We start from the raw sequence: 18,666 nt of genomic DNA on the forward strand, positions 1-18,666 counted from the left end.
CGGGGCAACTGGCTGTTTTTGGACTGTTCTTCTCTGTGCGCGGTAGCAGCCAAGCTGGGTACCTCGTTCTGGGATCGGGGCGCGCTCACTCGCTGGTCCACTCCGGCTCTCTGTCTTCGAGGAACGCGTCGATCCCTTCGTCCTTGTCGCCAGTGGCGAACAGTTGCGCGAACAGTTCGGCTTCGTACTCGATGCCGGCTTCGAGGTCCATTCGGGAACTGGCGCGGACGGCTTTCTTCGCGAGTTCGAGCGCCGCTGGGCTTTTTTCTGCAATCGACGACGCTATGTCGTACACCCGCTCATCGAAGGAATCGTCATCGTGGACCTCGTCAACGAGGCCGATATCGGCGGCCTCCGTCGCATCGATAAGTTCGCCGGTGAGGATCAGCCGCATTGCGTGGCCCTCGCCCACCAGACGCGGCAGTCGCTGTGTGCCGCCACCGCCAGGCATGATGCCGAGGTTGATTTCGGGCTGGCCGAATTTCGCATCCGTATGGGCGATCCGGATATCAGCCGCCTGAATCAGCTCACAGCCGCCGCCGAGGGCGTGCCCGTTGATACGGGCGATGACCGGCATCGGGCACTCGTCGACGTACTCGTAGACGCGAGGTCGCTTGCTCGCCTCCCGTTGCTCTAGCATATCCCGCTCGCGGAGTTCCGTCACGTCCGCACCCGCAACGAATGCGCCGGTGTCTGCCGCGCCAGTCAACACGACAGCACGAACATCGCTGTCCGGGATTGCGTCGAAGACCTGTTTGAACTCCGACCGCAACTGGGCGTTGAGCGCGTTTCGGGCCTCTGGGCGGTGCAACTCGACGGTAGCGACATTTTCCACGCGGTCCCCGACGCTCACCGAGACCGTTTCACAGTCCGCCGCAGCGTCAGCGAGGTCCGTCATGCGTCCCCCCACTCGCCGCTGGTGCCGACGATGTCACCGTCCTCCCAGACGTAGAACCCCTCACCGGATTTCTTGCCAAGTTTGCCCGCACGGACCTTCCGTTTCAGAATCTGTGGCGGACGGAACCGTTCACCGAGTTCCGCACGCAGGTATTCGAGGATGTCGAGTCGGACATCGAGACCGACGACGTCGCCGAGTTCGATAGGTCCCATCGGGTGATTGTAGCCGAGTTCCATCGCGGTGTCGATGTCCTGTGGTGTTGCAACGCCCTCCTGCACCATCCGCATCGCTTCGACGCCCAGCGAGACGCCAAGACGGGAGGAGGCAAAACCCGGCGCATCGGCCACCTCCACCGGTGTCTTGTCGATCCCGTTCACGAACTCTCGGGCACGCGCGACCGTCTCGGCACTCGTCTGTTCCGCAACGACAATCTCGACGAGTGCCATAATGTGCACCGGGTTGAAGAAGTGAAGGCCGATAGCTCGCTCGGGATAGTCGAGGACGCTCGCAATCTCAGTCAGTGACAGCGAGGAGGTGTTTGAAGCAATAAGCGTTGCCGAGTCGACGTGGGATTCGACCGCGGTGAGCGTCTCGTGTTTAATCGCCATCTCTTCGGGGACTGCTTCCACAACGAGGTCTGCCCCAGTCACGGCCTCTTCTAGCGATGTCGTTCCAGTCAGGCGGTCCAGGGTTGCCTCGGCCGTGGATTCTGATACTTTCTCCCGGGCGATACCCTCTTGGAGATTTGACTCGATGGCGGCCAGGCCGTCATCGACGATATCCGCATCGATATCACGGAGAGAGACGTCGTGACCGGCCATTGCAGATACTTGAGCGATACCGTGGCCCATGGTACCGGCGCCTAGGATAGCTACGTGCATCATTTCTCAGCACAGTAGCAAAGGATAAAAACGTTGCTTGCGTCTCACCCCCGGTGTGACCTGTATTTAATACGGCGGCCACGATAGGAGTCGGTGAGGATGACTGCTTCCGACTCGCAAGCCGTTGTTGTCGATGCCGTACGAACGCCACAGGTACCGAAGGATGGCGCACTGGCCGAGACGCATCCCGAAGACCTCGTCTCCACTGTGCTCGCTGCACTCGTTGACCGGACCGGTGTCCCGGCCGTCGAGTGGGACGACTTCCGGCTCGGGTGTGCAAACCAGGAGGCAGAGCAGGGCCGAAACCTCGCCAGGCAGTCGATACTCGCTGGCGGGTTCCCCGAGACGGTGCCCGGAGCGACAACGACCCGCCTGTGTGGCTCTTCGCTGACGACGCTTGTTGACGCCGCTCGCGCCATCGAGGCGGGCGACGGGGCGGTGTACCCGGTCGCCGGGGTCGAACACATGAGTACTGTCCCGTTTTCCGACTGGCTGCATCCCGCTATCGAACAGCGGTACGACCCCGACAGGCTCCCGATGGGACAGACGGCCGAAACCATCGCACGAAACCACGATATCAGCCGTAACGCCCAGGACGAGTTCGCGCTGCGGTCACACGAGCGGGCGGTCGCTGCCATGGACGGCGGGCGGTTCGATGCAGAGACCGTGCCAGTCAACACCGACGAGGCAGCGATAGGGGCCGACAAAACACCACGGGAAGACACATCAGTCGAACAGTTGAGCGAACTCCCAACGGTGTTCCGCGACGACGAGGCGGCGACAGTCACGCCGGGGAACGCGTCACCGCTGACCGACGGGGCTGCTGGGATGCTCGTCACCTCAGCGGCGTATGCAGACCAACATGATCTCGATGTCCTCGGCCGGATCGAGACGCGGGCCGTCGCCGGTGTCGATCCGTTGGTAATGGGGCGAGGGCCGATTCCGGCGACGCGTGCTGCACTGGACGACGCCGGCCTGACAATCGACGATATCGACCTCGTGGAACTCAACGAAGCCTTTGCCGCACAGAGTCTCCACTGTAAGCGCGAACTGGGGATTCCGGCCGAACGGCTCAACGTCAACGGTGGGGCTATCGCGCTCGGCCATCCGCTTGGCTGTTCGGGGGCACGAATCACGACAACGTTACTGCACGAGATGCGACGGCAGGACGCGACGCATGGACTGGCGACGATGTGCGTCGGTTTCGGTCAGGGTGTCGCAGTTGTGTTCGAGCGTCCCTGATACTGGTGGCTACCGGCGCTGACTGGCGACCTGTGCTTTGAAGCCGTATCTGATGACGCCCTCTTGCGTGTAGATGCGCCGCGTCGTCAGCACGACGGGTGTGCCTATCGTGACTTCGTCCGTCGCCTGAAGCACCTGTGCAGGGACGCTCACGGTCTGCTCGCCCGATGGACTATCGAGTGCGACGATAGCACTATCGAACTGGCCGCTTTTGGACTGCTGGGCGACGAACTCCGGTGGCGCACCGCCCTGTTCAATAGTCGTCACTGCCTCGACCGTCCCTGTCCCGGGTAGGTCGACAGCCTCGAAATCACTGGTGCGCTCGTGACAGTCCGTACAGGCCCCGGTCGGCGGGAAGTTCAACGATCCACACGCGGAACACCGACGGGCGACGAGTCGGTGGCGTTGCGGAATCGTCCGCTGCCAGGACGGGACACTGACGTACGCTCCGCCACCTTCGGGTTCGCCGCGCGTAATCTCACCACGCCGCCTGAGGTACTCGGCGTAGGACAGGGAGACAGCACCGTCCAGCGCAGTGTTGACCGGAACGGGACCAGTGGCGACGAACAGCGTCGCACTCGCGCCGCTTCCGTACGCGGCGATCAGCACGCGTTCGGCGTCGTCTGCAAACGCTGTTGCCGCCCCAAGAAATGCGCTTGCCGCGCCGGTGTCCCCGAGCGTACTGACTGTGTCCGCGGCGGCGATAGTCTCTGCATCAACCCCGAGCGCACCTGTTGCCCGATACGGGAGCTTTCCGTCCGGGGACTGAACCGCCGCCGCATCGACTGTCTCCATCGGCACGTCCAGCCTATCCGCCGCGCTGCCGAGCGTGGTCGTGAACGCCTCGCGGTCATACTGCGTAACGCCCAGACCGGTCGTCCGGTCGTCCCCGCCCGTTCTGAAACGCGTCCCGGGGTACGCCTCCGTGTGTGACGCTCGCTCAATGACGGTTCCGGGACCGTCATCGTCGACGACGAGCGCGACACTCCCAGCACCGGCGGCGTGCTCAACCCCGCTGTCAGGGTCGCCCCGCGGACAGTCACTGATGATGACGAGGCCGATATCGTCCCCGGACGGCCCACCGTCCATGGTAGCGTCCAGTGCCTGGGCACCGGCGTCTGTGGAGCCGGTCATCGTCTGCGTTTTGGCATCGTCCGGGACGTTGAGAATGCTGCAGAGTCTCGCTGGAAGGTCCTCTTCGGCCATCGGCGGTGTCGTCGTCGCGAAGACCAGATGCGCAACGGCCGCGCCGGACGCGTCGGCCGCAGCTAACGCACGGCGTGCTGCTTCGACACCCATCGTGACTGCGTCTTCGTCGGCGTCGGGGACCGCCTTCTCGTCGACCCCCGCTGCATCGAACCGACCCCAGGCGGCTTCGAACTCCGCGGCGTCGATCCGCAGGCGAGGTGCGTACGCGCCGATGGCCGCAAGCCCTGCGGCAGTCATCGTGCCGCCTCCCGTTCAAGAATGTGGACAACTGCGCTGCCGCCGCTCCCACCCACATTGTGAGTCAGCCCGTATTTCGGGGCCGACAGCTGCCGGTCCGCGGCGCTGCCGGTGAGTTGTTTGAACGCCTCAACAAGCTGTCCGGCACCGGTTGCGCCGATGGGGTGGCCCTTCGATTTCAGCCCGCCGGAGAGATTGACCGGCATCGCTCCATCAGCGTCGGTCGTTCCCGCTTCGAGCAATTGCGGTGCCTCGCCGCGGTTACAGAACCCGAGGTCCTCGTATGCAAGCAGTTCGGCGATCGTGAAGCAATCGTGGACCTCTGCGAAATCGAGGTCGTCAGGGCCAACCCCGGCACGGTCATAGGCTGTGTCTGCGGCCATTTCCGAGGCAGAAATCGAAGTGTAGCTGTCGCGCTGGAAGAGACCGACCCGGTCGCTGGCCGCGCCGACCCCGGCGACCCGGACCGGGTCGTCGGTATACTCTTCGACGACCTCCTCGCTCGCGATGAGCGCGACCGCTGCACCGTCAGAGGTCGGGCAGCAATGATAGAGGTTCAGCGGGTCCGCGACAACGGGTGCGTCGACGGCGTCTTCGAGGGAACACTCGAAGCCCAGATGCGCTTTCGAGTTCTTTGCGCCGTTCCGATGGTTCTTGACCGCGACCATCGAGAGGTGCTCCTCACTGGCCTCGTACTCACGTAGATACGCGCTTGCCATCTGTGCGTAAACGCCAGAAAATGTCGTCCCGGTCAGCCGTTCCCACTCTGTTTCGCCGGAGACGCCGAGCCAGTACTTCGTCACATCGCTGCTCATGTCCGTCATGACTTCGACGCCGCCAGCCAGCGCCACGTCGGCCATCCCGCTTTTGACTGCCTGCACGGCCTGTCGGACGGCATAGCCCGACGCGGCACAGGCGTTTTCAACGCGCACGCTGGGGACGCCGTGCAGCCCGGCGTGTTCAGTTGCTGCCGGTCCCGAGAGACCGAGCTGTCGACCGCCCACGCCGAGTGAGCCAACAACCGCTTCGTCTATCGCTTCCGTGTCGATACCGTGGTCGACACTGTCGAAGGCTTCGCTGACTGCGTGGTCAAACAGTGATCTGTAGCTCTCTTCGGGCATCGAGCCAAACGGCGTTTGCCCTGCGCCGATGAGATACGCGTCCCGCATACATGGAACTCTGAGGGTACTGAAAAATAGCTTTGCATCGTTTGCTCACAGCCCCCGGCCAAGTGTGCAACTGGCGCCGCAGTGACCAATCCCAAACCATTTTATCATTAACATTCAACTCTATCATTGACGATGGTGTACAAGCAACTGGAGACGGCCGACCGCGCAGAGCTGCGTGCGTTACAAACCGACCGATTACAGGGGATTGTTTCGCACGCCTACGAGAACGTCCCGTTTTACCGGGAGAAGCTCGACGAGGCGGGCGTCTCGCCCGAAGACATCCAAAGTATCGACGACATCACGAAACTGCCGATGACGACGAAAGAGGATTTCCGCGACGAGTACCCCGACGGCCTGTTCGCCGTAGACGATGAAGACGTCGCCCGGATCCACGCATCGTCCGGAACGACCGGGAAGCCGAAAATCGTCTCCTACACGGACGACGACCTCGACAACTGGAGTGAAGTCGTTGCACGTTCGCTGGCTGCGAGCGGGACCGAACCAGGCGACACCGTCCAGAACGCCTACGGATACGGGCTGTTCACCGGCGGATTGGGACTCCACGATGGAGCCGAGGAGCTGGGGGCCACAATTATCCCTATCGGGAGCGGCCAGACCCAGCGACAGGTCGAGTTGATGACCGACCTAGAGAGCGATGTGTTCACATGTACCCCGTCGTATGCACTGTACCTCGCCGAAACGGCTGAGGAAATGGGCCACGACCCCAGCGACCTGCCGATCTCGACGATTATCTTCGGAGCGGAACCGTGTACCGATCCAATGCGGGCAGAAATCGAAGATCGGCTGGGCGTCGACGGCATCGATGTTTACGGGCTCTCGGAGATCATCGGTCCCGGCGTCTCGTGTGAATGTCACGAAGCGCAGGACGGGCTTCACATCTGGGAGGACCACTTCTACCCGGAAGTCATCGACCCACAGACGAAGGAGCCGGTCGAGGAAGGCGAGGAGGGTGAACTTGTTCTCACAACACTCACCAAAGAAGCGTTGCCGGTCTTCCGATACCGGACTGGGGATTTAACGACGCTGAACTACGACGAGTGTGCGTGTGGGCGGACGATGGTACGGATGGACAACGTCACCGGTCGGACAGACGACCTCCTCATTGTCCGTGGCGTGAACCTCTATCCCAGTGAAATCGAACACGCTGTGCTGGATATCGACGGCGTCGCTCCGCATTACCGGATCGACCTCTACAGAGAGGACAACCTCGATATCTTGGAACTCACCATCGAACGGACTGTGGAGCAAGGGCCGGGCGACAAAGCACTCGAAGACGAAATCATCGAACGGCTGGAGAACGTGCTCGCGTTCACCCCGGACGAACTCGAACTCGTTGCGCCCGGCAGCATCGAACGAACGCAGGTCGGCAAAGTAAAACGCGTCTACGACCACCGTGACTGACTGTCAGGGCCGGTAGACTCGTCCGCGAAACGTCGCGATGCGCTCGCCATCCTGCGCAGTCACCGTTACCTCGTACTCTGCGGTGCTGCCTGCGAGATGTGTTTCTTCAGCGATCGCAGACAGCGTCTCACCTGTTTCTACGGCGTCTAAATACGAGATGTTTGTCTCCAGTGCGACTGCCGCCTCGCCGTGAGAGTTCGACGCCGCGGCGAACGCTGCATCGGCGAGCGAGTAGACCGCACCGCCATGGGGCGTCCCATGAAAGTTCAGCAGGTCCTCGGTAATCGTCAGTTCAGTCTGGGCGTACCCCGAGTCGAGTTCGACGACGTCGATACCGAGGGTTTCGCAGTACGCGTCTGATTCGATACGCTCTCTGACTTCGTCGGCGACGCCGGACATACGGACTGTAGTTCTATCAGGAATAATAAATATATACCGGTCACTGCTGCTGTCAGCGAGGTCATGTTTAATTAATCGTGAAAAGTGAGACGGAGAATTCTTGCTGGGCTATGGCAGAAATCGCTCGTCTCAGCGATACTGGTGTGTGGATTGATTTGGATTTCGTGGAGCGTGAGCGGATGCCCGAACCAGCGGTGGCGCTAGATATTCAAACGCATATTGCGGAGCTATCGCTGTCGAATACCGTCGGTTTACTCGGTACGTTGTGCCTCCAACGGTCGCGGAAAGCGATTGAACACTACCCGACATACAGACACAAGTTGCACACAATATCGTTGCTGAACTCATTGTGGTCAAAGAGTCAATGGGTAACCTGCAAAATCCCGATAGAAAAATCCACAGTTGACTCAGGTAAATCCCAATGTTGTAAGCTGACAATATGCACGGTCTCGTCGTATTTTGTCGAGACCCTCCGATTTCTGACAGTGATAGCGAGAGTTTTTTATGTGTCAGAAGATAGTTATATGTCGATGAAAGAGTATTCATACGTTGTAAACATTGATGGAATCGTTGTAAATGATAATGAGTATTTGTTGATAGAAAGAGGGGCAGACGAAGAGCATGCAAGCGGTGCGTTAGCGTTTCCTGGAGGGAAACTTGAAGCAGAGCCAGGGAATCAGAATGCCATCGAAAATACGGTTTCGCGCGAGATTCATGAAGAGGTCGGAGTTACTATCGGCGATATCCAGTATCTGCACAGCAATACGTTCGAAACGGAGGATAACACGAGCTGCATGAATATTGTGATGCTTTGTGAGTATGCAGGAGGCGATGCCCATCCTCGTGCGAAAGACGAAGTCGCAGATGTTCACTGGATGTCGTACGACGAGATCAAGTCCCACGACGACGTTCCTTCTTTTACCGAACGGTTCGCGGACGTAGCGGAAAAGAACCGACCTCAACAAGATGGGTCTGGTGAATCGCAGAACAGCGACGGATTCCACCGTCGGAACTAGTGAGGTGAAGCGGGAGAGCGCTCACCCCAGCGGTGGTGTAAAGTGGATTAATTCGGATTTTGTGGAGCGCGAGCGGACACCCGAACACCAATGACGCCGTCAGCGAGGCGGCCTTCGATATCAGAGATATCACCACGGACATCGGAACGCCGTTGAGCGAGTTTTTCGAGAACTCAGACAACGAACCTTGTCGTTCTCAAATTGTTTCGGTCAGGTCACCCAGAAACAGCCGAAAATTGGTTGCAGAGTTTCGCTCGTTGGCACAATGCTCCAAACTAAACACGACCGTCAGCGGAGCGTAAAAATATAAATGGCTGCTATTAGATGAAAAAATATGGCATACAGCTACGAGCCACACCACTTCGAAGACTTCGAAGAGGGACAGGAGTTTATCAGTGTCGGCCGGACGGTTACTGAGTCGGATTTCGTCATGCACTCTGCGCTGTCGGGAGACTGGACAGAGCTGCATACGAACAAGGAATACGCGGAAGAACAGGAGTTCGGTGAGCGGATCGCACACGGACCAATGACCTTCGTGCAGGCGACCGGCTTCGTCTACCGGACCGGGATCGTCGAGCGGACCGCATTCGCGTTCCTTGGGATGAACTACATGGACCTCCCGAATCCGGTCCACATCGGCGACACACTCCAACTGGAGATTGTCGTTGACAACACCAAAGAAGTCGGGCGCGACGACGCCGGGCTGGTCGTCCTCGACACTGAAATGGAGAACCAGGACGGGACCGTCGTCTTCGAGGGCGATATGAAGTTCCTGATCAAGAAGCGCGAGTGAGTCTACTGACGCGTCCGAAAGCGATGCATCGATAGCGCGTAGTACCGCAATTTTGCGACTTGAAACCCCTAGATAGCGCTCCCGTCACCCAGACATTAATAATCAATAATAACAACTAAGACGCCGCGCACTCCCTCTGTTATTGCAATGGAGTACACCGGCCCGACAGACCTGTATATCGGCGGAGAATGGCGAGAAGCGACCAACGGCGACAGCATTGAGACGGAGGACCCGGCCACTGAACGGACCTACGCGTCGGTACAAAAGGCCGAGGCGTCCGATATCGATGACGCGGTGCAGGCGGCAGAGGCGGCCGTCGCAGAGGGTTCCGAGTGGGCGACGATGGACCCGGGAACGCGCCGGGCGAAACTCCATGCGATGGCCGACGCCATCGAGGAGATGAAAGACGAACTGTCCATGGTTGAATCCCACGACAACGGGAAAACGCCGTTCGAAGCCGGGCTGGAAATCGACATGGTCATCGATACGTTCCGCCATTATGCCGGCTGGACGGACAAGATCCGCGGTGACGAGATTCCTGTCGAGAACGGCCGGCTCAACTACACCACTCGTGAGCCGGTCGGTGTGACCGCACACATCGCGCCGTGGAACTATCCCTTCCAGCTCGCCGGCCGCGGGCTGGCACCGGCGCTGGCGACAGGAAACAGCGTTATCCTCAAACCGTCCGCTATGACGCCGCTATCGGCGCTGTACTACGCGAAAGCCGCCGAAGAAGCGGGCCTTCCGGACGGCGTCGTCAACGTCGTTCCCGGGGAAGGGTCCAAGGCCGGCGACGCACTCACCGGACACGAGGGCGTCGATCACGTCACCTTCACCGGGAGTACCGGCGTCGGAAAGACGGTCCAGCGCACTGCTGCCGATGCGGTCGCCGACGTAACGCTCGAACTCGGCGGGAAAGGGCCGGCAGTCGTGTTCCCAGACGCTGACCTCGATGCCGCCGCCCGTGGCATCCAGTACGGGATCTTTATGAACGCCGGGCAGATGTGCTGGGCGAACTCGCGTATTGTCGTCCACGAAGACGTCTACGACGAGATGGTCTCCCGGATGGCCGAAATCGCCGAAAACATCCCACTCGGCGGCGGTATCGACGACGATGGCCAGATGGGACCAGTCGTCAGCGCGGGCCAGCAACAGGAGATTCTCGATTATATCGAGACCGGCAAGGAGGAGGGAGCGACTGTTGTGGCCGGCGGTGGCGTTCCCGCGGACAGAGACACCGGTCACTTCGTCGAGCCGACCGTCTTTGCCGACGTGGACAACGAGATGACGATTGCACAGGAGGAAATCTTCGGTCCCGTGCTCACTGCAATAGAAGTTAGCGACGAGGAAGAGGCCATCGAGGTCGCGAACGACTCGCCGTTCGGCCTCACCGCCTGTGTCTGGACAAACGATCTGACTCGCGCTCACACCGTCACGGACAAACTGGACTACGGGATGGTGATGGTCAACGAGACGCCCAACACGTGGCCACAGACGCCTTTCGGCGGCACGAAACAGAGCGGTCATGGTCGCGCACAGGGCGAGCAGGCCATCGAGAGCTACACCGAGGTGAAAAACGTCCATATAAACCTCGGCTGAAGCTCCCGCTGACGCGTCGTGGTCACGCCGCCAGTTAAGTGCCATCAATGGCACCACCGCTCTGTGTCACACTATGAAACTACGACGCCAGAACTAGCGAGTAATAACAGCTTACTCGAACTTCTTGAACTGCTGCAGGCACTCGTTACAGTAATGGATCGACTGACACCGTGACGGTCCACGTGGATGCTTCCGTTCGGTGTCGGTCGAGCCACAGTACGGGCACTCCGCGCCTGTCTGTTCACCGCTGGTCGTAACGCTGGGGTCCGGCTCACTCATCCGTCGAAACTCATCCCGAAGTCACGCAACGCTTCTTTGCCCTGTTCGGTGACCAGATCAATCGACCAGTCCGGGGCCCAGACCAGTCGGACCGACGCGGTCTCGATTCCGTCGACACTCTCGGCGGCTTCTTCGACCTCATCGAGGATGATCTCGCGCGCCGGACAGCCGCTGTAAGTGAGCGTCATGTCAACCGTGGCTTGGCCGTCGGACACGTCGAGGCCGTATATGAGGCCTAGATCGACAATGCTGACCGGCATCTCCGGGTCCTCGACCTGATACAGGGCCGCCCACACGTCGCGTTCGATGCCGTCAGCGCCTTCGCCCGTGGCTGGCACGTCGTCCGCTGCGTGGTCTTTAGTCTCGTAGTCAGTGTACGAACACGCGGTGGCATCAGCGTCTGCGCGTGGCCGGTCGTAGTCGCTACTCATCGTCTCTCGCCATTATCAGCGTCGCTTTGTCACGTCCCAGATTCCGGTAGCTGGAGGTCATTTGTTCGTGAAGGTCATGCCAGTGGTCAGTGTGTTCGTTGTCCCGGCCCGTCGGCGTTGCAGGGGCAACGTCGGTCGGCACGTCGAATCCCAGTTCGGTCAGGAACGACTCGACGCGAGTCTCCCACTCGCTGTGCATCTCATCGAGAGTCATCGTCCGGATGCCTAGCCGTTCGATGTCGGCCTCCACGTCGCCGACTGGTTCGAACAGCGTGAGGGCGTACGGATAGAGCTCATCGATAGCCGCCTGCACGCGTTCACTGGCTTCCTCGTCCAGTGCCATCCGGTCCAGCCAGCTTTCGGCGTGTTCGAGGTGATAGCCTTCCTCGCCCTGGATGCGACTCGTTCTGTTCCGGATTGTCTCGTATGAGGAGTTCTCAAGCGCGGAGAGGCGGATGTCTTCAGCAACGTCGTAGAGGTACGCTCTGACGATGGCATCGGCCCAGTCACCTTCCGCAAACGGTAGCTCGACGAGCGTACTGTGCTGGAAGTCGCTGGGATCGCTCTCGTAAATGAGCGATTCCTCGGAATAGCCCAGTTGCTGCACTGCATCGTACCACAACCGTGCGTGGCCCAGCTCGTCCTGTGCGTTGTTCGAAATCGAGAGGTCCGATTCCAGTGTCGGCGCACGCACCTGCCAGAACGTGTAGCGTTCGGCCTGAATCAACTCGTCGTCAGCAAGCCGGAGCAGCTGTGCCTCGACTGCGCGCTGTTCTTCCTCTGAAAGGTCAGTTGGACCACCGAGGTCGGATTCTGTTGTTGCCATTAGATTTCACCTCGCTGTTTTTCAGCTTGTATCTGCTCAGATTCGGAGGCTTCGACCTCCTCAGCAGCCGGATCGACGTTGTACGTCTGTGCGAACCGGTAGGACTTGTTGGTCGTCCCACCGAAGCTTACGTCATCCGCTGTGACTTCGCCGATGTACTGGTGCTGGACGACCCAGAGACTGTTCGGCTCGTCGTCAGTGAACGCCGCGATCGCTGCCGCTTCTGCGTCGGCGGCGCTGGCAGCGTCGACATCACCGCAGTGCGTGTGATAGCCACCGGGCTTGTCCTGCCGGAAGACAGCCCACGGTTTCTCGGCGCCGTCGCCAGCCTCATCACGGCTCTCTGCGTCGGGGTCGACCTGCGTGATTTTCTCCTGCGGGGCAACCCAGAGCGCGTGGGTTGGCTTCCGTCGTCCGTGCTGGATGACCGAGAACTGCTTCGCCATCTCTCGGTCGGGTGCGTGGACGTCCCGGCAGTGAACGAAATCCGCGTCCGGACTCTGTTGTCGGAATACTTCCCAGATCATTGTTCTCAGTCCGCCGCCTGTGACTGCGGGCCGCTGTTCGTCGTCGTCTGGTCGTCCATCATGTCACGGACCCACTGTACCGCTTCCTGAGCCTGCCGACGACCGGAAATCTGCTCGATACTGCCCTCGTATTCATTCTGTGAGACCGTGAAGAACTCATCCCAGTCGAGGTCATCCTCGACGACCTCGTAGCTCCCGTCGCCGTTGTCCCGGATGCGTGGCTCGTCGGGCATTTCCAGCCCGTATTTCTTGGCCTTCGGGATGTACGTGTTGAGGAACGCGTTCCGAAGTTCGTCGTTCGTACACGTCTTCAGCCCGACTTCCGCGGCGAAGTCGTGATGGGTGCTCTGGTCGTCGGTCGGGCCGAAGAACTGCAGGATTCGGGGCCACCACTCCTCGAAGGCCTCCTGAGTCATGCGCTGTTCCTTCCGGGAGCCGTTCATCAGTTCGCGGAGGATGGACTCACCGTGTTTGACGTGCATCCCCTCTTCGAAGCAGATCTTGTCCATCGCGTGGGCGTATGGCTCCCAGCTGGACTTTTTGAGAGTTGCCTGACGACGCATCGCGGCCCCGTCGACGAAGAAGGCGATCATCGGCGTCTCGACGTAGCTCTCCATCGGATAGTGGAAGCAGTTCAGGAACTTTCCGTCTCCATTTGCCAGATCGTCGAGCATCTCGTCGCGGGTCTTGATCCCGAGCGACTCCGCCGCTCGGTAAAGCATCTGACCGTGCCCGATTTCGTCCTGCACCTTCGCGCTGAATGCCATCTTTCGCTCGATACTCGGGGCTTTTCTGATGAAGGGCCGTTCGAGGTACGCCCCCATAATCTCGCTGTTGGCGTGGAATTCAAGCATCCGCGTGGCTGCCTTCCGATACTCCTCGGGAAGGTCGTCTTTCGGGCTGAATTCCCGGGGTCCAGCGCGAGCTTTGACTTCGTCAACGTTCATATGTATTTCATAAATCGTGAGGAATGTTCTTACTAATTTGCCCCTATATAGACTGGTTTTATAAGGACGTTCGCACACATACGAGGTAATGATAGAGGAGTGTCTGATGGTCGAATTTCGCATCGAGGGTGACGACTGCCCACTGGCAGATGCGAGCAGTGTCACGGCGACACCCATCGAGGCGGCCCCGCCGCTCCTCCGGGCTGACCGTAACGTATTGTTGCGGTTCAGCGCACAGGCGAGCGACGACCTCAGGGACTACCTCGACGAGGATGACCGGATCCGCTATCTCTACCAGTCAGTTACCGAGGGTCGGTACAACTATCGGTGTCTGTCGCTCCAGCAGTGTGTCGTCCACAAACTCATTAGCGCGGGGTTCATGGTCGAATCGCTGACGTATCGGGACGGAAACGCGATTTTAACTGGCGCTGTGGTGGGCCACGAGATTCTCCAGACCGTCATGGAGACGGCCGGGGAAACTGTCGGCGTGAAACTACAGCGGGTGTACGCACTGCGTGCAACAGAGGACGCGTCTATCGCACAGCAGTGGGACCTGACCCCGGCACAGGAGGAGAGTCTCCGATACGCAGTTGAGATGGGCTACTTTGTCGTCCCACGACAGACGACTGCGAGCGAAGTCGCTGCCGAACTCGGTATCAGTAAGTCTGCATTCCTCGAACGACTTCATCGCGCACAGCACTCGTTGTTCACACAGCTGTTCGGCGGTGTCGGCGACGGCCCTCCCGGAGACGGTAGAGACTAACGGCGACGGCCGACCAGGCGACGACAGAGGGCGACGGGTTCGGAGTTAAAGTACCCGGGCGTGTGAGTACGACCATGCGCGTTGAAGACGGCGCTGTTCGACGAATCGTATTCGATCGTCCAGATGTGAAAAATGCGATGACGGAAGCAGTCGCTACTGAGTTAGCCGATGCGCTCGACGGCCTTGACCCGGCAACACACGATGCTGTAGTCCTCACCGGCGACGGTGATGCGTTCAGTGCCGGCGGGGATATCGAGGCGATGAGCGAGCGTGAGGAGACAACAACCGAAGCCTACGAGCGAGTCCGGACAACGCTGGGCCGGGTCGCCAGCAATATTCTCTCGGCACCTGTGCCTGTCGTCGCGAAGGTTAACGGCGACGCAGTCGGTGCCGGGCTGTCGCTGGTGGCTGTCGCTGATTTCGCGTACGCCGCCAGTTCCGCGCGGTTCGGTGCATCGTTCATCAGCGTCGGCCTCGTGCCGGACATGGGCGCAACCGCCATACTTCCCCGACTCATCGGGCTCAGGAAAACCAAAGAGCTCGCGTTCACCGGGAAGCTGATCGACGCAGAGCGCGCCGCCGCAATGGATCTGATTAACGAACCTGTCGACCCGGCCGAACTCGATGCGCGGACAGCCGACCTGCTCGAAACGCTTCGGGCACAGCCGACGGAGAACCTCGGGCTGGCGAAGGAAGCCATCCACGACAACATCGGCCAGCCCCTGGAAACCGGGCTGCGTCGAGAAGCACGCATCCAGTCACTGGCGTACGACACACCAGCACATTCGCGTGGCGTCGAGGCGTTTCTGGACGGACGAACCCCAGATTTTGACTAACGGTCGAAAAACTCCTGGGCGTTTTCGAACAGAATCTTCCGCTGGACATCCGCATCAAAGTCAGTGTCGCGAGCGAACGATTCGAGCCACGTTTCGGGGTCAATCATCGGATAATCGGTGCCGAACATCACCTTGTCTTTGAGGACCGTGCCGGCGTAATGGAGTACCTGGTCGTCGATATACTTCGGCACCCAGCCGGAGAGGTCCATGTACACGTTGCCCTTCTGCTGGCAGATGGCCAGCTGCTCTTTTTCCCAGGGGAAGGCGGGATGGGCGATGAGGATATCGAGGTCTGGGTGTGCAGCGGCCACGTCGTCGATAAGCATCGGGTTGCCGTACTTGATTTTCAGGCCGCGGCCGCCGGCGCTACAGGCACCCAGTGTCGAGTTCCCGCCGTGGAAGACAACGGGGACGCCGAGGTCTTCGATGGTACTCCACAGATGGTCGTGGCGTTCGTCCGAGGGATCAAAGCCCTGTGCGATCTGTTGGAACTTGAACCCTGAAAGGTCCAGGTCCTCGACGCACCGAATCGCCTCCTGCACGCAGTCGTCTTTCAGTGGGTCGACGCTCCCGAACCCAACAAAGAAGTCAAGATACTCGTCCCGGACCTCGGCGACGTAGTCGTTCGGGACGGGTGGGTTCCCGGTGTTCGTCTCCGCGTCCCAGCCAAGCAGAACAGCGCCACCGACGCCCGCCTCGTGGTACTCCGCGAGCATTTCGTCGTAATCCCACGTCTCCAGATCAGTACCGAACCGGTCGGCGGCGTCTTGCATCATCTCGCCGCCGGCGTCGTGGAGGAACTCACTGGTCGGTTGGTGCGCGTGCGTGTCGAACAGTTGCTTGTCGGCGACACCAGGGAGGTCAGTTGTCACAGAGAGAGATTTTACCCAGTGTCATAAAAATCCATGCTGTTTGTGCTGTACAGCAGCCCCGTCGAAGTGGACGGATAGTCGTGATACCGATAGCTGATTCCCGAAGCGGCGTGCTGGCTGCGACAGGGAACGGGCCGCCAGACGCACGGTCATCCCGTGCATGGCCGGGCATCTATCCCTTACCATCTTACTGCTGGGGGGTGAAGGCACGGCTATGGTTCGTCGCAGTGTTCTGTTTGCACCGGGTGACAATGCGGAGTTAATGCGGAAAGCGGCTGGTGGTGACGCTGATGTCGTCGTCTTCGACCTCGAAGACGCAGTTGCACCTGCCGACAAAGAACAGGCACGTAAATCGGTTCAGTCGGTACTCTCGACTGTCAGCTCGAACAGCCACGTCTGCGTTCGCATCAATCCCGTGGGAATCAGCGCCACAGCCGACCTTAGGGCGATACTGTCGGACACCAGCCCCGACAGTGTGATGCTCCCGAAAGCTAGTTCCGCCGAGGACATCTCAGCATTGGGACGGCTCCTCGGGGAGTACAATGCGGATCTCCCGGTATTTGCGCTGGTGGAATCGGCCGCTGGCGTGCTTAACGCAGCGGAGATTGCAGCCGCCGACCCGACCGATGCCCTCCTCTTTGGGGCTGAGGACCTTGCAGCCGACCTCGGTGCGAGTCGCACCAGCGACGGACGGGAGGTGCTCTATGCACGCCAGCGAGTCGTCGTTGCGGCCAGCGCCGCGGGAATCGATGCAATCGATACGATCTACCCGGAATACGGCAATCTGGATGGCCTCCGTGACGCAACTGAGTTCGCTGCCCAGCTCGGGTACGACGGGAAGATGGCGATCCACCCGGATCAGGTCGCGGTCATCAACGACGCGTTCACCCCAAGTGACGAGGAGATAGCATGGGCCGAACGCGTCGTCACCGCTGACGACGAGACAGATGCCGGGGTGTTCGAAGTCGACGGGGAAATGATCGACGCACCGCTTATCGCACAGGCAGAGCGTGTCCTCGAACGCGCTCGCGAGGCCGGGCAGCGGTAGCCAACGGTAACACCTATCTGAGACCTGACTCTGCTGTCGTGTATGAAAGACGTCGTCCGGCAGAACTTCGATGCCAGCGTCGGCGCCTACACGACGTACGAGCGGCGAACCAATCGCTTCACGTCGCTCGCACGCCTGCTCGCCGCCGAGATGAGCGCTCATACTGACGACGGGCTTGGGACAGTGCTCGATGCGGGCGCAGGCACAGGTGTGAGCACGCGCGTATTCGCCGAGACGGCAGCGGATACTATTGCGCTCGACATCAGCCGCGAGATGCTGAGCGAAATCGAGTCCACTGCCCGATTGCAAGCTGATTTCGACCACCTGCCGCTCTGTGACCAGTCAGTTGACGGGGTGGCGTTTACCGCTTCGCTCTTTCTGGTCCCCGAGCCAGCGGCCGCAGTGCGGGAAGCCGCCAGAGTGCTCCGGTCTGGTGGAGTGGTCGGGGCCGTCGCGCCGCTTGGCTGGTTCCGTCCTGACGGCACGGACGTGTTCGAACAGTTTGAGCGCGAGTCACGCTCCCCGACTGACACATCGGCTCTCCAAGACGCCCTCGGAGGTGAGTTCTCAACGACGACAGGAACGTGGCAGTTTTCGACGACTGCCGAAAACATTCGGCTGTTTCACGCGATTCCCGCGATGGCCGCACGGCTCTATCCGAAACTCGACACCGAAGAACGGGTGCTGCGAGCCCGTGAACTCCTCAGCTCTCTCGATGGCACGTTTTCGCAACGATGGCGGTGGGTCATCGCTGTTCCAGAATAGGTGTCTGGGATTGGCGAGGCAGTCGCCGATCCGTCCCGGCCTTACTCGACGTGGTCGCGTCTCAGTGACAGCACGGTGCGCTCGAACTCACAGACGAGGGTGTCGTCTGCATCTGTGAGTTTGAACACCTCGACGTGCATCGTGACGATGCCACGTTCACCGTCGCTGGTCTCGCGTTTGTCGGTCACAGTCGACTGCACGCGGATGGTGTCGCCGTGAAACACTGGGTTCGGATGCTCGACGCTGTCGTAGGACAGGTTCGCGACAATAGTGCCATCGGTCGTCTCCGGGATGGTCAGTCCGACAGCTAAACTCATCGTGTAGAGCCCGTTGACCAGTCGCTCGCCGAATTCCGTCTCGCCCGCGAACTCGGCGTCTAAGTGCAACGGCTGCTGGTTCATCGTCATATCGCAGAACTGTTGATTGTCGCGCTCGCTGATCGTGCGGCGCTTCTCGTGTTCGATGGTCTCGCCGACCTCGAACTCTTCGTAGTATAGTCCTGTCATA

20 protein-coding genes and 4 pseudogenes are annotated in these 18,666 nt (G+C 60.2%); 11 read left to right on the forward strand and 13 right to left on the reverse strand.

Translation table 11 applies throughout. The features are described 5' to 3' along the window. Positions 1-85: 85 nt before the first annotated feature. Entirely contained in the window at positions 86-898 is an 813-nt protein-coding gene (locus tag AV059_RS00730) for an enoyl-CoA hydratase/isomerase family protein (RefSeq protein WP_058991441.1), read from the reverse strand. Further along, positions 895-1,779: a 3-hydroxyacyl-CoA dehydrogenase family protein gene (locus AV059_RS00735; protein WP_058991442.1), complete on the reverse strand. Its 885-nt coding sequence runs from the start codon at positions 1,777-1,779 to the stop codon at positions 895-897. The genes AV059_RS00730 and AV059_RS00735 overlap by 4 nt, the downstream gene beginning before the upstream one ends. A gap of 99 nt (positions 1,780-1,878) precedes the next feature. On the opposite strand from AV059_RS00735, the gene AV059_RS00740 reads away from it, so the two are divergent. Continuing rightward, positions 1,879-3,021 carry a thiolase family protein gene (locus AV059_RS00740; RefSeq protein ID WP_058991443.1) on the forward strand — a complete coding sequence of 381 codons (1,143 nt, stop codon included), beginning with the start codon at positions 1,879-1,881 and terminating at the stop codon, positions 3,019-3,021. A 9-nt stretch (positions 3,022-3,030) separates the two neighbouring features. Here the strand turns inward: AV059_RS00740 and AV059_RS00745 are convergent, their stop codons facing one another. Together AV059_RS00745 and AV059_RS00750 are read right to left on the reverse strand one after the other, a co-directional pair. Continuing rightward, positions 3,031-4,467 carry a zinc ribbon domain-containing protein gene (locus tag AV059_RS00745; protein WP_058991444.1) on the reverse strand — a complete coding sequence of 479 codons (1,437 nt, stop codon included), beginning with the start codon at positions 4,465-4,467 and terminating at the stop codon, positions 3,031-3,033. Continuing rightward, positions 4,464-5,636, reverse strand: coding sequence for a thiolase domain-containing protein (locus AV059_RS00750; RefSeq protein ID WP_058991445.1), 1,173 nt, complete (start codon positions 5,634-5,636; stop codon positions 4,464-4,466). Before AV059_RS00750 ends, AV059_RS00745 begins: the two co-directional genes overlap by 4 nt. A 132-nt stretch (positions 5,637-5,768) precedes the next feature. Here AV059_RS00750 and paaK point away from each other — a divergent pair, with 132 nt between their 5' ends. After that, positions 5,769-7,058 (forward strand): phenylacetate--CoA ligase PaaK, encoded by a 1,290-nt coding sequence (gene paaK / locus AV059_RS00755; protein WP_058991446.1) that lies wholly within the window; start codon positions 5,769-5,771, stop codon positions 7,056-7,058. Between the two features lie 3 nt (positions 7,059-7,061). On the opposite strand, the gene paaI is transcribed toward paaK, so the two are convergent. Then, positions 7,062-7,457, reverse strand: coding sequence for a hydroxyphenylacetyl-CoA thioesterase PaaI (gene paaI, locus AV059_RS00760; protein WP_058991447.1), 396 nt, complete (start codon positions 7,455-7,457; stop codon positions 7,062-7,064). 110 nt (positions 7,458-7,567) lie between these two features. Here paaI and AV059_RS21790 point away from each other — a divergent pair. From AV059_RS21790 to AV059_RS00775, 5 genes and pseudogenes are all read left to right on the forward strand, one after another. After that, positions 7,568-7,759 (forward strand): annotated as a pseudogene (locus tag AV059_RS21790) (IS6 family transposase); the annotation flags it as partial. A 228-nt stretch (positions 7,760-7,987) separates the two neighbouring features. Continuing rightward, entirely contained in the window at positions 7,988-8,473 is a 486-nt protein-coding gene (locus AV059_RS00765; RefSeq protein WP_058991448.1) for an NUDIX hydrolase, read from the forward strand. 100 nt (positions 8,474-8,573) lie between these two features. Then, positions 8,574-8,752: pseudogene (locus tag AV059_RS21795) on the forward strand (IS6 family transposase); the annotation flags it as partial. Positions 8,753-8,807: 55 nt separating this feature from the next. Beyond that, the gene (locus tag AV059_RS00770) at positions 8,808-9,266 is read left to right on the forward strand and encodes a MaoC/PaaZ C-terminal domain-containing protein (RefSeq protein ID WP_004594295.1); all 459 of its coding nucleotides are present in this window, start codon (positions 8,808-8,810) and stop codon (positions 9,264-9,266) included. 147 nt (positions 9,267-9,413) lie between these two features. Continuing rightward, positions 9,414-10,865, forward strand: a complete 1,452-nt coding sequence (locus AV059_RS00775) for an aldehyde dehydrogenase (RefSeq protein WP_058991449.1) — start codon at positions 9,414-9,416, stop codon at positions 10,863-10,865. Positions 10,866-10,976: 111 nt separating this feature from the next. On the opposite strand, the gene paaE is transcribed toward AV059_RS00775, so the two are convergent. The 6 genes and pseudogenes from paaE to paaA all read right to left on the reverse strand — a co-directional run bounded on the left by paaE (position 10,977) and on the right by paaA (position 13,875). After that, positions 10,977-11,144 (reverse strand): 1,2-phenylacetyl-CoA epoxidase subunit PaaE, encoded by a 168-nt coding sequence (gene paaE, locus AV059_RS22220; RefSeq protein WP_004594293.1) that lies wholly within the window; start codon positions 11,142-11,144, stop codon positions 10,977-10,979. After that, positions 11,141-11,575 (reverse strand): 1,2-phenylacetyl-CoA epoxidase subunit PaaD, encoded by a 435-nt coding sequence (gene paaD, locus AV059_RS00780; protein ID WP_058991450.1) that lies wholly within the window; start codon positions 11,573-11,575, stop codon positions 11,141-11,143. Before paaD ends, paaE begins: the two co-directional genes overlap by 4 nt. Then, complete coding sequence (gene paaC / locus AV059_RS00785) at positions 11,568-12,401, reverse strand: 1,2-phenylacetyl-CoA epoxidase subunit PaaC (RefSeq protein ID WP_058991451.1); 834 nt, start codon at positions 12,399-12,401, stop codon at positions 11,568-11,570. The genes paaD and paaC overlap by 8 nt, the downstream gene beginning before the upstream one ends. Next, a pseudogene (locus AV059_RS23100) lies at positions 12,401-12,706 on the reverse strand (PacF protein); the annotation flags it as partial. The gene paaC and the pseudogene AV059_RS23100, both read right to left, overlap by 1 nt. A gap of 48 nt (positions 12,707-12,754) precedes the next feature. Continuing rightward, positions 12,755-12,928 (reverse strand): annotated as a pseudogene (locus AV059_RS23105) (PacF protein); the annotation flags it as partial. Between the two features lie 5 nt (positions 12,929-12,933). After that, positions 12,934-13,875 carry a 1,2-phenylacetyl-CoA epoxidase subunit PaaA gene (gene paaA, locus AV059_RS00795; RefSeq protein ID WP_058991453.1) on the reverse strand — a complete coding sequence of 314 codons (942 nt, stop codon included), beginning with the start codon at positions 13,873-13,875 and terminating at the stop codon, positions 12,934-12,936. A gap of 106 nt (positions 13,876-13,981) precedes the next feature. On the opposite strand from paaA, the gene AV059_RS00800 reads away from it, so the two are divergent. Beyond that, a complete protein-coding gene (locus AV059_RS00800; RefSeq protein ID WP_079990689.1) occupies positions 13,982-14,638 on the forward strand; it encodes a helix-turn-helix domain-containing protein in 657 nt (218 codons plus the stop codon). Positions 14,639-14,712: 74 nt separating this feature from the next. Next, positions 14,713-15,474: an enoyl-CoA hydratase/isomerase family protein gene (locus AV059_RS00805; RefSeq protein WP_058991455.1), complete on the forward strand. Its 762-nt coding sequence runs from the start codon at positions 14,713-14,715 to the stop codon at positions 15,472-15,474. Here the strand turns inward: AV059_RS00805 and AV059_RS00810 are convergent. After that, entirely contained in the window at positions 15,471-16,346 is an 876-nt protein-coding gene (locus tag AV059_RS00810) for an amidohydrolase family protein (RefSeq protein WP_058991456.1), read from the reverse strand. The two genes, AV059_RS00805 and AV059_RS00810, sit on opposite strands and share 4 nt — an antisense overlap. Positions 16,347-16,560: 214 nt before the next feature. On the opposite strand from AV059_RS00810, the gene AV059_RS00815 reads away from it, so the two are divergent. Next, entirely contained in the window at positions 16,561-17,394 is an 834-nt protein-coding gene (locus tag AV059_RS00815) for a CoA ester lyase (protein ID WP_058991457.1), read from the forward strand. 42 nt (positions 17,395-17,436) lie between these two features. Next, positions 17,437-18,159, forward strand: a complete 723-nt coding sequence (locus tag AV059_RS00820) for a class I SAM-dependent methyltransferase (RefSeq protein ID WP_058991458.1) — start codon at positions 17,437-17,439, stop codon at positions 18,157-18,159. A 41-nt stretch (positions 18,160-18,200) separates the two neighbouring features. Here AV059_RS00820 and AV059_RS00825 read toward each other — a convergent pair whose 3' ends face one another. Further along, complete coding sequence (locus AV059_RS00825) at positions 18,201-18,665, reverse strand: MaoC family dehydratase (protein WP_058991459.1); 465 nt, start codon at positions 18,663-18,665, stop codon at positions 18,201-18,203. Between the last annotated feature and the right edge of the window lies 1 nt (position 18,666).

It is taken from the genome of Haloarcula sp. CBA1127 (assembly GCF_001485575.1).
In the GTDB taxonomy this organism is placed as follows: domain Archaea; phylum Halobacteriota; class Halobacteria; order Halobacteriales; family Haloarculaceae; genus Haloarcula.